At 42.4% G+C, this 12410-nt stretch carries 15 protein-coding genes; 4 read left to right on the forward strand and 11 right to left on the reverse strand.

Annotated features, from left to right (window positions below; all coding sequences use genetic code 11):
• Positions 1-21 precede the first annotated feature (21 nt).
• Positions 22-924, forward strand: coding sequence for a PorP/SprF family type IX secretion system membrane protein (locus ACVW2L_RS13190; protein WP_457128437.1), 903 nt, complete (start codon positions 22-24; stop codon positions 922-924).
• Position 925: 1 nt separating this feature from the next.
• On the opposite strand, the gene ACVW2L_RS13195 is transcribed toward ACVW2L_RS13190, so the two are convergent.
• From ACVW2L_RS13195 to ACVW2L_RS13205, 3 genes are all read right to left on the reverse strand, one after another.
• Positions 926-1393 (reverse strand): nucleoside deaminase, encoded by a 468-nt coding sequence (locus tag ACVW2L_RS13195; protein WP_457128438.1) that lies wholly within the window; start codon positions 1391-1393, stop codon positions 926-928.
• A gap of 1 nt (position 1394) precedes the next feature.
• Positions 1395-1763 carry an SdpI family protein gene (locus ACVW2L_RS13200; protein ID WP_457128439.1) on the reverse strand — a complete coding sequence of 123 codons (369 nt, stop codon included), beginning with the start codon at positions 1761-1763 and terminating at the stop codon, positions 1395-1397.
• 302 nt (positions 1764-2065) lie between these two features.
• Positions 2066-2401 (reverse strand): tRNA-binding protein, encoded by a 336-nt coding sequence (locus ACVW2L_RS13205; RefSeq protein WP_457130199.1) that lies wholly within the window; start codon positions 2399-2401, stop codon positions 2066-2068.
• Between the two features lie 112 nt (positions 2402-2513).
• Here ACVW2L_RS13205 and ACVW2L_RS13210 point away from each other — a divergent pair, with 112 nt between their 5' ends.
• Positions 2514-3215 (forward strand): SIMPL domain-containing protein, encoded by a 702-nt coding sequence (locus ACVW2L_RS13210; protein WP_457128440.1) that lies wholly within the window; start codon positions 2514-2516, stop codon positions 3213-3215.
• A gap of 83 nt (positions 3216-3298) precedes the next feature.
• Complete coding sequence (locus ACVW2L_RS13215; RefSeq protein WP_457128441.1) at positions 3299-3535, forward strand: cytochrome b5 domain-containing protein; 237 nt, start codon at positions 3299-3301, stop codon at positions 3533-3535.
• A gap of 59 nt (positions 3536-3594) precedes the next feature.
• Here the strand turns inward: ACVW2L_RS13215 and ACVW2L_RS13220 are convergent, their stop codons facing one another.
• From ACVW2L_RS13220 to mltG, 8 genes are all read right to left on the reverse strand, one after another.
• On the reverse strand, positions 3595-4515 hold the full coding sequence (locus ACVW2L_RS13220; protein ID WP_457128442.1) for a PfkB family carbohydrate kinase: 921 nt from the start codon (positions 4513-4515) through the stop codon (positions 3595-3597).
• An 83-nt stretch (positions 4516-4598) separates the two neighbouring features.
• Positions 4599-5327, reverse strand: a complete 729-nt coding sequence (locus ACVW2L_RS13225) for an esterase family protein (protein WP_457128443.1) — start codon at positions 5325-5327, stop codon at positions 4599-4601.
• A 62-nt stretch (positions 5328-5389) separates the two neighbouring features.
• Entirely contained in the window at positions 5390-5980 is a 591-nt protein-coding gene (locus ACVW2L_RS13230) for a GDSL-type esterase/lipase family protein (protein WP_457128444.1), read from the reverse strand.
• A gap of 62 nt (positions 5981-6042) precedes the next feature.
• Positions 6043-6807 carry a type I methionyl aminopeptidase gene (gene map, locus ACVW2L_RS13235; protein WP_457128445.1) on the reverse strand — a complete coding sequence of 255 codons (765 nt, stop codon included), beginning with the start codon at positions 6805-6807 and terminating at the stop codon, positions 6043-6045.
• A gap of 77 nt (positions 6808-6884) precedes the next feature.
• Positions 6885-7568, reverse strand: a complete 684-nt coding sequence (locus ACVW2L_RS13240; protein WP_457128446.1) for a ClpP family protease — start codon at positions 7566-7568, stop codon at positions 6885-6887.
• A 4-nt stretch (positions 7569-7572) separates the two neighbouring features.
• Entirely contained in the window at positions 7573-7842 is a 270-nt protein-coding gene (locus tag ACVW2L_RS13245) for a hypothetical protein (protein WP_457128447.1), read from the reverse strand.
• The gene (locus ACVW2L_RS13250) at positions 7823-8356 is read right to left on the reverse strand and encodes an RNA polymerase sigma factor (protein WP_457128448.1); all 534 of its coding nucleotides are present in this window, start codon (positions 8354-8356) and stop codon (positions 7823-7825) included. The genes ACVW2L_RS13245 and ACVW2L_RS13250 overlap by 20 nt, the downstream gene beginning before the upstream one ends.
• A gap of 282 nt (positions 8357-8638) precedes the next feature.
• A complete protein-coding gene (gene mltG / locus ACVW2L_RS13255; protein WP_457128449.1) occupies positions 8639-9673 on the reverse strand; it encodes an endolytic transglycosylase MltG in 1035 nt (344 codons plus the stop codon).
• A gap of 229 nt (positions 9674-9902) precedes the next feature.
• Between mltG and ACVW2L_RS13260 the strand changes: the two genes are divergently transcribed.
• Positions 9903-12338 carry a glycoside hydrolase family 2 TIM barrel-domain containing protein gene (locus ACVW2L_RS13260; RefSeq protein ID WP_457128450.1) on the forward strand — a complete coding sequence of 812 codons (2436 nt, stop codon included), beginning with the start codon at positions 9903-9905 and terminating at the stop codon, positions 12336-12338.
• The last annotated feature ends 72 nt before the right edge of the window (positions 12339-12410 follow it).

Here is a 12410-nt window from a genome sequence, read left to right on the forward strand (position 1 = left end):
AAATAACAGCGGACAGCGCATATGTATTTCGATATAAAGCGCCTTGCCTTTTTAATTGGACTCTCAATTGCTATTTTGGCACCAATAAAAAGCAGGGCACAGGTAAATAATTTTCAATCTGTTTATTATCAAAACCAGTACTTATCTAACCCGGCCATGGCGGGGTTAGATAAGGGTCTGGTACTTAACTTTGCTTATCGGCAACAATTGAACAGCCTGCCGGGAAGCGCCAAACTGCAAAACCTGAGTGCCGATTACGCAGCGGGTAATAATGTAGGCATAGGCTTAATTGTAAATAATGAAAAAACGGGTTTAATTAACCGCACCCGCATTTTGGGTAGTTACGCCTACCATTTGCCGATAAGCGAAGACAGCAAACTTCATTTTGGCTTGTCGTTAGGCTTAAATAATACTTATCTTGATTACAGCGCCATTATAGGTGATAGCGGCGACCAGGAAGCAGAACTTTTTAACCGGCGGCCCTTGTATGTTGATGGTGATCTGGGTATAGCTTATACATCCAAAAACCTAACCATTCAGGGTGCTGTGCCCAACCTTAAAACAGTTTTTTTTAAAGACAACCAAAATCAGGATATAGTTACCAATACAACTATTTTTTATACGGCCATAGCCTACAAGATATTAACCGATAACAACCTCACTTTTGAACCTAAACTGGCATACAGGGGTGTTAGAGGGTTTAACCATATTTTGGATGCGGGGGGTAACGTGCATATGCCCGATTATCACCTTAACCTTACAGGCTTATACCACAGCAATAAAAGCATTTCGGCTGCGGTAGGTTTAGATCTTTCGGCCGTGGGTTTGTTTTTAGCTTTCAGCATCAATAACTCGTCACTTAACCAATCTTCCAACAACAATGTAGAATTGGGTTTGAGATTGAAGCTGTTGAATAATAATTAGTTTACCTTTTCTTTTTAAAAAAACTCCTCACCAACTCCGCACATTCATTCTCACGGATGCCCCCTTCTATAATGGTTTTGGGATGCGTGATCTTCTGGTTAAGTCGCCCAAAGCCCATCCGCGGGTCGTAAGCGCCAAAAACTATCCGGCCTACCTGGAACCAGTACGATGCGCCTGCGCACATTACGCAGGGCTCCAGCGTTACATACAAAGTACATTCCTTTAGGTATTTACCACCCATAAAATTTGCAGCAGCAGTAAGCGCCTGCATTTCGGCGTGGGCAGATACATCATTAAGTCGCTCGGTTAAGTTATGCCCCCGCCCTATTATCTGTCCTTTGCAAACCACCACCGCACCAATGGGTATCTCATCTTCGGCCAGGGCAACTTTAGCTTCCTTAAGAGCCTCATTCATAAAAAAATCATCGGGTTTAACAGCTGGCTCATCGCCAAAGGTTACGTATCTCATGCTATTGCTTAAAGGTTTTATCAATATGTTTTTCTGTTGCAACGATCAACAACGGCCCCATGAAAATTCCGCTGCCCATAAATAAAATAATGTGCAGCATTGGTTGCGTTTTGTTAGGCATTACCATGTTACTTACCAACAGATTGATCAGTATACCGCCTACCACCAATATTACGCCCGCTTTTATGCAAAACACAGATCCAAAACGGTTGGCAACATCCCACGTTTGCTGGTTATTGCGAGACGACGGCGTTTTGAAGCCGTACCACGTTGTAATGTTCTTTGCCGGGAAATAATAGGTTACAATTCCTATAAGTAAAAAGAAAAGCCCTATTACCTGCGGTCCGAATATCCAGTCTCTTATTGACATATTTTTATTGGGTTAGTATCAAACTGAACCTGTGTTGCACGCTGTTGCAAAAGTGTTGCTAATCTGTTGCAAAAGTGTTGCATAACCGGCGTAAAAACAGACATTTTTAAATTATACAATACACTGATATTCAAGTATTTATAAACACTTTACAGTTAATTTTCCTGACGAATAAGTTGTTGCAAATAAAAAATGTTAACTAACTAACAATAAGCCATATAGATAAAATATAGTGCCATATTTTTCTGGTGACATCTATTTTTTGCAACACTCAACTAAACGCTCATTTATGCATTAACTATCTACACCAATTTGCTGCCATTGGGTACCGTTTTATCAACTGCCGCCAGCACAATATCGCCATTCTCATCAGCAAAACCTGTTACCAAAAACTCCGACATAAATTTCCCTATCTGCTTTTTAGGGAAGTTGATCACGCCAACTATCTGCCTGCCGGGCAGTTCTTCAATGGTATAATGCTTCGTTATTTGCGCGCTTGACCATTTAATGCCGAACTCGCCAAAATCAACCTGCAGCTTGTAGGCCGACTTACGCGCTTCGGGGTAATTCAATACTTGTAGTATCGTTCCAACACGCAGTTCTACACGTTCAAAATCGGTCCAGCTAATGGTTTCCATCATCCGTCAAAGATAAATAGCCGGGGGGCTTGTCCAACAAATAGTATAAAATTTTGTTGGGGCTTATGGAAACCGGTGCAAGGTTGCATCCTATCTATAAAAACAAATAAATATGAAAAAGTTAAGCTTAATAATAGCCCTGATTGCGGTAAGTGTGGTATCAGGATTTGCGCAAGGTGTTGACCTGCGCCGCAGAATTGAAGTTAATGGCGTTGCCGAAAAAGAAGTTACACCCGATATTATCAATGTAACCATATCGCTGAAAGAGTACCTTGATGGTAAAACCAAAGTAACCATAAGCCAGTTAGAGCAGAAATTAGAAAAGGCAGTATTGGGCGCCGGTATAGCTAAAGACGATTTCAGGATAAACAACCTGTCGTCATATAATTACATTGACCCTAAAAAGAAAACGCCTGATTTTTTAGCCTCAAAACAATACATGATCCGTTTTCGGGATCTGAATAAATTTAACCAGGTATTGAGTCAGGTTGACCCTAAAGGTATCCTGTCTACCAATATTGACAGTTACGATTATTCAAAAATTGAGTACTTAAGAAACGATTTGAAATTACAGGCACTTGTAGCCGCAAAAACCAAGGCTACGTTCCTACTAAATGGCATTGGCGAAAAAGTGGGCCAGCCAATAAGCATTACTGAGTTTGAGGATAACAACTTTCCGCAGCCCCGGAATGTTATGTATATGGCTAAAAGTAACATGGCCGCTGATGGAGTAGCCCCCGAATCGGACATTGATGCTAAGCCGATAAAACTAACCTACAGGGTTAGCGCCGTATTTGAAATTGCAGGTAAGTAAGGTATTATTTCATCAGTGTTAAAAGCAGAGCCGCCCTGAATTATCGGGGCGGCTCTGCTTTTTAAATACTATTTTTGCAGTTGATGGAACAATTACCAGAATACACCAGATCGCAATTGGCGCTACGCAACGGGCAGGACAAGCCCGAAGTATGGATAGCCTACAAAGGTTTGATCTACGATGTAAGCCGCAGCCGCCTTTGGAAGAACGGCAAACACTACGAGCACTGGGCCGGACAAGACTTAACGCCCGAACTGGCTGATGCCCCCCACGATGACTGGGTTTTTCAGAACCTGGATGTAATAGGGAAACTAAAGTAGTTAGTTGCACTGGGCAGTTACCAGTATGCAGTAATTAACTGCAAACTGCCAACTAAAAACTACTCTCCTATCTGGAAAGCAGAAAGGCTTACAAACTCTTGCACACGCGCCGCAATTTCAACCTGCGACAGGTCTATTACACGTTCGGTGCCAAATTTCTCTACACAAAATGAAGCCAGCGCAGAGCCAAAGATGATCGCGTTTTTCATGTTGTTGAAATTAACTGTACCTATTTTGGCCATATAACCAATAAAGCCTCCTGCAAAGGTATCGCCGGCTCCCGTTGGGTCAAATACATCGGCCAATGGTAATGCAGGCGCCGCAAATATTTTATCCTCGCCAAACAACAGGGCACCATGCTCCCCTTTTTTGATGATTAGGTATTTTGGCCCCATGGTTAATATTTTGCGGGCTGCTTTCACTAATGAATACTCGCCGGATAGCTGGCGGGCCTCGGCGTCATTAATGGTAAGTACATCAATCATTTTAATGGTTTCCAGCAAATCGTCCAGCGCAATGTCCATCCAAAAGTTCATTGTGTCCATCACAATCAATTTAGGGCGATTTTTTAGGCGCTTTATAACAGTTTGCTGCACCTGCGGGGTAAGGTTACCCAGCATCAGGTATTCGCAGTCCTGGTAGCTTTCTGGAATAATTGGATCAAAATCAGCAAGCACATTAAGCTCGGTGGCCAATGTATCGCGGGTATTCATATCATTATGATACTTTCCGCTCCAAAAGAATGATTTCTCACCTTCTTTTACCTGCAGCCCTTCGGTATCAATACCATGATCGTTAAACTCCTTTATGCTCTCCTTTGGGAAATCATCACCAACAACGGCAACAATTTTTACCTTTTCGTAAAAATAAGAGGCCGCCAAACCCGCATAGGTTGCCGCGCCGCCAACAATTTTATCAGTTTTACCAAAGGGAGTTTCAAGGGCGTCAAACGCTACGGTACCAATTACTAATAGGCTCATGCTATAAATTTATGTGTTTGCTGCAAATATCATTGTTTTTTGCTATAAATCAGATAGCATTATAAATATGCGCAAAAACAAAATTACAGGTAAAGATGTACCATTTTCTTCCAGCTTCGCGGCGCATGGGCGTATCCCTGCCAGATATATAGTTGGTGCTGGATACCTTTTTGTGTTAACAGCTGGCTAAAATCATAATTATCTTGCTTAAAGGGGTCTGTCTCTCCTATTGCCAAAACTATTTCCATCCGCCGCATGTCTTCAAGTAAAGGCTCGTTGTGCATATTGGCCATAAACTGACGGGGCATGTTAAAGTAAATGTTCTGGTCATGAAAGCCATCAAACAGATCATAAAAGTATTGAACAGGTATGGTTAGATCAAACCTTCCGCTCATACAAACCAGCTTATTAAAAAGGTGCGGATATTTAAAAGCAAAATTGGCAGCGTGGTATGCACCCAAACTACAGCCCACCACTTCAAAATCATTATCAGGTTTCTTGAGACGCATAAGCGGCAGTACTTCGTTAAGAATATAATCTTCGTACTGTAAATGCCGGCTGATCCTGTTTTGTGGATGGGTTTTAGAATTGTATAAGCTTTCTGTGTCTACACTATCCACGCAAAACAGCTGCAGCTCGCCGCCGTTTATACGATCTGCAAGGGCTTCAATAATGCCCCAGTTCTCGTAGTCGTAAAAACGCCCCATGCGGGTTGGGAAAAACAAAACTGCTCTGCCCGCGTGTCCATAAACCAATAGCTCCATATCGCGCCCCAGGCGCTCGCTATACCACTTATGGTATTCCCTGTTCATATAAACACACTTGTTGCCGAATATCTGTACGTCACATTAACTACCGGTAAAAAAACAGTTAATTATTTGCTTAACGCCTTTTTAACAATTTTTGCCCACAGCAAATAACCTTGTTCGCTTAAGTGCAGGCCATCGCTCATATAATACGCTGGGTTTGGGTAGCCATCAGCATTCAACATTGCATCAAAAATATCTATCCAATGCCAGTTGGGCCTGTTGTTTTCTATCTCGGCGCGAATTATTTGATTTGTAAACTTAAAACTGTTTACCATGCCCCAACGGTTGGTGCTTGGCTTTAACGAAATAAAATAGCAGGGCAATGGCCCAAATTTTTTCATTACCCGCTCGGCAAATTCCTCAAAAAACAGAAATACCTCCTCCGGGTGCCTGCCGTCGCCCAGATCGTTGTCGCCGGCGTAAAGCACAATTCTTTTGGGCTTGCGGCCTTCCATAACCTTGTCAAAATACCAGGTGCATGCGGCCAGCGTCGAGCCGCCAAAGCCAATATTAACGGGATCAAATTCCTTAAAATCTGATGAAAGTTTGGTCCATAGCCTAATGGAAGAACTCCCGTAAAACAGGGTAGCCGGCTGGTGGCTAATTGCCTTACGTTCATCCTCTAAGCGCTTTATATCATCCTGATACCAAAACATTTTATGTACAATTAAATAATGCTTATTTTAATAATTGATGGCTGAAGGCAAATTTTACGAAATTATTCCCAAATACCGTTCTGCGCGGTAAATATTACAGGTTGCCCACCTGTTACCATAATAGTATGTTCGTGTTGCGCAACAAATCCGCCTTTGTTCCCGGTTAACGTCCAGCCGTCGGCTTGTGTCTCAGCAATTGTAGACCGGGTTGAAATGAATGTTTCTATTGCTACTACAGCATTCTTTTTGAAACGGGCTGTATTGTATCTATCGCAATAATTAGCTATTTCGTGCGGTTCTTCGTGCAGGCTTCGGCCAACGCCGTGCCCGGTAAGATTTTTTATCACGGTGTAACCGGCTTTTTTGGCCTCTGCTTCTATCAAGGCGCCTATTTCTGATATTCTTACCCCACCCTTAATGTTACTGATGGCTTTCTTAAGTATTTGTTTAGATGCCGCAACCAGGCGCCCATGACCATTAATATCTTCGCCCAAAACGAACGAGCCGCCATTGTCTGCCCAGTACCCGTTCAGTTCTGCCGATACATCAATATTGATCAGATCGCCTTCCTTCAGTATTTTTTCAGCTGATGGTATACCGTGCGCAGCTTCTTCGTTAACGCTTATACAAGTATAGCCGGGAAAACCGTAAGTTAATAAAGGCGCAGAGTTAGCACCCATTTGTGTCATCAGTTCACCACCGTAGTCATCAAGTTGTTTTGTAGACATACCCGGCTTTGCAAACCGGCGCATTTTTTTAAGCGTGAGGGCCACGGCATCGCTCACCATTTGTATACCTATTTTCTCGTCTTCTGTAGTTATAGACATTTTAAACTATTATCTACTACAAAAATACTGATTGTTAGCGGATACCCGGTTTAAGGAATGTCAGTTTAATTAATGCGCTAATCAATATCGCCCAATACTTCATCAACTATACCCTGTTGTTGCGCTTCGGGGCCTGTCATCCAGTAATCCCTGTCAGATGCCTTATGCACCCAGTCGTATGTTTGGCCGCTGTGTTTAGCCACTATCTTATACAGATCTTGCCTCACTTTTATAATTTGCTGCGCGGTTATTTCTATATCAGCTGATACCCCTTGAACACCGCCCGAAGGCTGATGGATCATTATCCGTGAATGTTGCAATGCCGACCGCTTGCCTTTTTTACCGGCGCAAAGCAGTATAGCACTCATAGAACAAGCCATGCCTATACAAACGGTGCCAACATCGGGTGTTATTAACTGCATGGTATCATAAATACCCATGCCCGAATAAACATCGCCGCCGGGTGAGTTGATGTAAAGCTGAATATCCTTTTTAGCATCAACAGATTGAAGAAAAAGCAGCTGTGCCTGTATAATATTTGCCATTCTATCCCCAACCGGCTCACCTAAAAATATAATTCGGTCCATCATCAGACGAGAAAAAACATCCATTTGTGCAACATTAAGCTGGCGTTCCTCCATAATGTACGGCGTCATGCTTTTTGGGATGCTCGTTGCACGACCGATGTAACTATCAACATGTTGGCTGCCTATGCGGTGATGTTTAATAGCATATTTTCTAAATTCAGTATTAACATTCATGGCGTTACTTTTTAAACAGATTTACAATACGTTGCATAAAGTTGTTGTGTTGCGGTGCAGTAGCTAATATATGCTGTACCGCCTTGATCTCGGTCTTAATGCTTTGGCGGCCATATTGCCTGATGATGGCATGTGTATTTTTTTGATGTTGCACATCGTTAATTAATTCATTATTCAGCAGCATTTTAGCTTCAAACAACAACCTGTCACCGGGTGCCATGCTTCCAAAAAGATAATCATCTATGGCTTTAATGTTATTTAATGAAGTCCGCATAGCTTAATGATTTTTGTTTAACTGTTTTTCTTACTTTCTCCAGGCATTTGTATTTTGCAACCGTTGCTGAATGTGTGCCCGAATAACTAAAAAGGTTTACCACATCATTTAAAGGCAAAGCATCATAATAGCACGCTTTAAGTAATTCCATACATTTTTTCCCCGCGGTTTCAAGGTAACGCATTAGTTTGCCGCTTGCGGGTTGCTCCTCCGTCGTCAGCACGGGTTCCAGATCGCCCAGAGGCTGATTTTTACTATCAACCTTATAATGTTGCAGCCATAGTTTTTTGGCAACGCCTACCAAATAGGCCCTTTCGTTTACCACAATATCGGTTTGTGCGGCGGTTAATTTCTCATAATACACAACCAGCGCATCCTGAAAAATATCCTGCGCTTCTTCAAGGCTCCCTCCCATCCGGGCTACATAACGTGCTACCGTGGGGAATGCTTTTTTGTAAAGCCCTATAAAGAAGGCTTCGCGCATTTCAACTGTTAATAATGTGTTGTTATTCATTGCTATCAGTGCTGTTTATTACTATGTGTAATATATGTACTAAATATCACCCGGGGAATTGAAATAAATTAAAAGAAGCTGTTTTAATCAAGCGGTTGGGCTGATTATACCTTTGCTTTATCTTTCGGGGATTTGGCGCATAAAAAAAGGCTCCAAATTTCTGTGAAGCCTCTTCGCTCCAGAGGCTGAGCAGAACCAATGACCCTTTGATTAATCCCTCACACGCATGACGCTACCCAGCTGAGTTAAATTGCGGGCAATTGCTTTTGTATAGATCTTTAACTAACGCTGCTTTTGCAACCAGGCTTGATAGGCAGCCTTTCCACGTTCAAACTCTGCAACCGTTGAATAAAATTTATGGGACCTGTCGTTTTTAGCTACGTTTAACACGTAATAAATATAGTTTGTTGTAGCGGGATAAAGAGCGGCTTTGATGGAGCTTTCAGAAACTGACGAAATAGGTCCCGGAGGAAGACCGACGATCTTCCTGGTATTGTAAGGAGATGATGATTCCAAATCGCTTTTGTTTATCACCCCATCCCAACGGTTTTCCATCTTCGCTATGTAAACAGCGGTCTGGTCTATCCCAAGCGGCATTCCTTTCTTCAAGCGATTATAGATCACCGAGGCTACAACAGGTCGCTCCTCATCCAATCGCGATTCTGTTTCGATAAGAGAAGCTATTGTAATTATCTGGTGCGGTGTAAGGTTCAATTTAGCCGCCCGATCTGCATATTCCGGCTTCCAAATCTTTTTAAACTCCATAACCATTTTCTCTATGATTGCATCCGTGGTAACGGAGCGGGGGAAATTATAGGTGTTTGGATACATATAACCCTCAAGATTTTTAGCTTCCGGCGCTATGTCTTTAATGAGCGCAATATCCTCCATGCGTTTCAATACAGCATTTTCGCTTCCATCGTGATTTTGGGGGAATTGCCCGGCTATTCTTTTAGCAATATCAAAGCGGGTAAAGCCTTCCGGGATGGTTAATTTCACAGTTCTTAGTTTTCCGTTTTTCAGCTCCTCCAACACTTCAAGCGGTGTAATTGGCGAATTGAACAGGTACTCACCCGCCTGCATCGCATTGCCGGTACCGGTAATTTTCAGATATATTTTAAGCGGAATTTTATCTGAAATAATTCCTTCAGAATTAAGTTTATTGAGTATTTGATTAGGGGATGAGCCCTGTGGGATTTTTATGTATTCTTTACTCTTACTGTGGGCATAGGGGGTGTTTAAGGATCTATAGATCCAATATGAAAAAGCGACGATTACCAGAATCACTAAAACGCTAAGAAACTTCAAAATTTTCATTGAATGAACATCTGTTTAATACAAGCATGAAATTATTATCGACTCTAAGATATAACAAGTGCCTTAAATTTCAGGGAATTTTCTTAATGTCTAACATTACATTTCCTTTAACTTGCTTTTGAAAATGCAGGTTTATTAACCCGGCACAGCTATGCTGTTAAACAAACTATACTTATGACTTATCATCAAAAATCATTATAATTGAACACCTCAATTCAAACCAACCTATATGAGAATTAGAACCTTACTTCTGACTGCGCTATGTTGTGTTTACTATTTTTCAAGTGCGCAAAATGTTCGGCATGAGTCGTTGTTTGATGATAACTGGAAGTTTTATAAGGGAGATGTGGCGGGCGCCGAAGCAACTGCTTTTAATGATGGTTCATGGCGAAATGTTGATCTGCCTCATGATTGGAGTATCGAGAACTTACCAAACCAAAAACCGGGAGAAGTAGTAGGACCATTCTCTAAAAGCAGCATTGGTACTACAGCAACCGGCTATACTATGGGCGGCACCGCCTGGTACAGAAAAACCTTCACTCTGAAAGCCGGCGAGCCATACGCGCAAACCATAGTCAACTTTGATGGCGTATACATGAATTGCGAAGTGTATGTAAACGGAAAGTTGTTGGCCAAACACCCTTATGGCTATACACCTTTTGATGTCGACATGAGTTCGGTACTAAAACCAGCCGGACAACCCAATATAATTGCCATTAAAGTGCCTAACGAAGGAAAGAATTCGCGTTGGTATAGCGGCTCTGGAATTTACAGGCACGTATCGTTGATAAGGAAACAAGCGGTACGCTTCGCGCAAAACGGAGTTTGGGTCAATACAGAGAGCTTATCAGCGGATAAGGCTAAAATCAAAGTCTCAGCAATAATTGAGAATGCCTTAGGCAAGGCAGCTCCATTAAAAATGGTGATTAAACTAATTGGCCCAAATGGTAAAATTGCTCAAACCGTAAGTGTTTCTGCAAGCAAGGTAATGGCCGGTAAACAGATTGACCAGTACATAACGGTTAACCAACCAAAACCGTGGTCTGTTGAAAAGCCTGATCTTTACACGGCGCAGGTTGAAGTGATCAGCAATGGTAAAGTAGCCGACAGGACTAAAACAGTTTTTGGTATCCGTACCATTCATTTTGATTCGACTACAGGTTTTACTTTAAACGGTAAAAGAGTGTTGTTAAAAGGCGGCTGTTTACATCATGATAATGGCTTTTTGGGTGCTGCTACTATTGACCGCGCCGAGGAACGGCGGGTGGAGCTGATGAAAGCTAATGGCTTTAATGCCATCAGGACCAGTCATAATCCTCCATCTAAACAATTTTTAGATGCTTGTGATCGAAATGGTATATTGGTTATTGATGAGGCATTTGATATGTGGGAGCGACCCAAAAACCCCGAGGACTATCATCTGTATTTTAAAGAATGGTGGCAGAAAGATCTTAAAGCATTGATCCACCGCGACAGGAATCACCCATCAGTAATTTTCTGGAGCATAGGCAATGAAATTAACGAGCGTGTGGATTCTTTAGGATTAGCGATTGAAAAGGAATTAGTTGCAGAGGTAAAACGTCTGGATAACACACGGCCTGTAACTTACGCTATCTGCAGTTTCTGGGATCATCCGGGTTATAAATGGGACAGCACTATCCCTGCTTTTGCCATGCTTGATGTTGGCGGATATAATTACATGTGGAAAGAGTATGAGGCCGACCACCAAAAATTCCCGCAGAGGGTAATGATGGGTACTGAATCGTATCCAAAGGAAGCCTATGATAATTGGATCCAGGTGGAGAAAAATCCTTGGGTTATAGGCGACTTTGTTTGGACAGCAATGGATTACTTTGGCGAAACTGGATTGGGCAACAGCAGGCTTAATGACGAGATTGTAAGGGGGATTTTAAGGCCCTTCCCCTGGTTTAACGGGTTTTGCGGGGATATTGACATAACCGGAGCTAAGAAGCCGCAGATGCTTTACAGGGATGTACTATGGCATAACAGTAAGCTGGAAATAGTGGCGCATGCACCGATACCCGAAGGGAAAAGAGAAATAGTAAGCCAATGGGGCTGGCCGGATGAGTGGCAAAGTTGGAACTGGGCCGGTAATGAAGGTAAAACTATTGATGTGCGCGTGTTTTCAAAATATCCGCTCATACGCCTTGTACTAAATGGTAAGGTTATAGCCGAGCAAAAAGCAGGCGACGCTACTAAGTTGATAGCGACATTTAAAGTACCTTATCAGCCGGGAATATTAAAAGCAATAGGCATTCAAGATGGTAGGGAAATGGAATCAAAGCAGCTTACTACCACCGGAGCGCCTGCTAAGATCAAGCTCATTGCCGATAGGAAAAGCATTAAAGCCAGCCGTAATGATCTGTCGTACGTTAGAATAGCCATTACAGATGCAGATGGTAATATCATACCAGATGCTACTATCCCTGTTAACATATCGGTTTCCGGCGATGGTGAGATAGCAGGGTCGGGCAGTGCCTCTCCAAACGATATGGAGAGTGTTAACAGCCCGGTTTGTAAAACTTACCGAGGCCAGGCAATAGCTATACTAAGACCATTGAAAAACGGCAAAAAAGGTTCGATCCAACTAAATGTAAGCGCTGCCGGTTTAACTACCGGACTGCTCACTATTGAGCTTAACTAAACATAATTTTACAGTTATTCCTTAACAAACTCTGCAATAAAACTATACGGGTAATGCCGCTTCAACACACGT

Source organism: Mucilaginibacter sp. HD30 (genome assembly GCF_054061755.1).

Excerpts from the sequence above, each read along its gene's own strand:
- ACVW2L_RS13190 (WP_457128437.1), top strand. The coding sequence starts at position 22 with ATGTATTTCGATATAAAGCGCCTTGCCTTTTTAATTGGACTCTCAATT.
- ACVW2L_RS13195 (WP_457128438.1), bottom strand. The coding sequence starts at position 1,393 with ATGAGATACGTAACCTTTGGCGATGAGCCAGCTGTTAAACCCGATGAT.
- ACVW2L_RS13200 (WP_457128439.1), bottom strand. The coding sequence starts at position 1,763 with ATGTCAATAAGAGACTGGATATTCGGACCGCAGGTAATAGGGCTTTTC.
- ACVW2L_RS13205 (WP_457130199.1), bottom strand. The coding sequence starts at position 2,401 with ATGGAAACCATTAGCTGGACCGATTTTGAACGTGTAGAACTGCGTGTT.
- ACVW2L_RS13210 (WP_457128440.1), top strand. The coding sequence starts at position 2,514 with ATGAAAAAGTTAAGCTTAATAATAGCCCTGATTGCGGTAAGTGTGGTA.
- ACVW2L_RS13215 (WP_457128441.1), top strand. The coding sequence starts at position 3,299 with ATGGAACAATTACCAGAATACACCAGATCGCAATTGGCGCTACGCAAC.
- ACVW2L_RS13220 (WP_457128442.1), bottom strand. The coding sequence starts at position 4,515 with ATGAGCCTATTAGTAATTGGTACCGTAGCGTTTGACGCCCTTGAAACT.
- ACVW2L_RS13225 (WP_457128443.1), bottom strand. The coding sequence starts at position 5,327 with ATGAACAGGGAATACCATAAGTGGTATAGCGAGCGCCTGGGGCGCGAT.
- ACVW2L_RS13230 (WP_457128444.1), bottom strand. The coding sequence starts at position 5,980 with ATGTTTTGGTATCAGGATGATATAAAGCGCTTAGAGGATGAACGTAAG.
- map (WP_457128445.1), bottom strand. The coding sequence starts at position 6,807 with ATGTCTATAACTACAGAAGACGAGAAAATAGGTATACAAATGGTGAGC.
- ACVW2L_RS13240 (WP_457128446.1), bottom strand. The coding sequence starts at position 7,568 with ATGAATGTTAATACTGAATTTAGAAAATATGCTATTAAACATCACCGC.
- ACVW2L_RS13245 (WP_457128447.1), bottom strand. The coding sequence starts at position 7,842 with ATGCGGACTTCATTAAATAACATTAAAGCCATAGATGATTATCTTTTT.
- ACVW2L_RS13250 (WP_457128448.1), bottom strand. The coding sequence starts at position 8,356 with ATGAATAACAACACATTATTAACAGTTGAAATGCGCGAAGCCTTCTTT.
- mltG (WP_457128449.1), bottom strand. The coding sequence starts at position 9,673 with ATGAAAATTTTGAAGTTTCTTAGCGTTTTAGTGATTCTGGTAATCGTC.
- ACVW2L_RS13260 (WP_457128450.1), top strand. The coding sequence starts at position 9,903 with ATGAGAATTAGAACCTTACTTCTGACTGCGCTATGTTGTGTTTACTAT.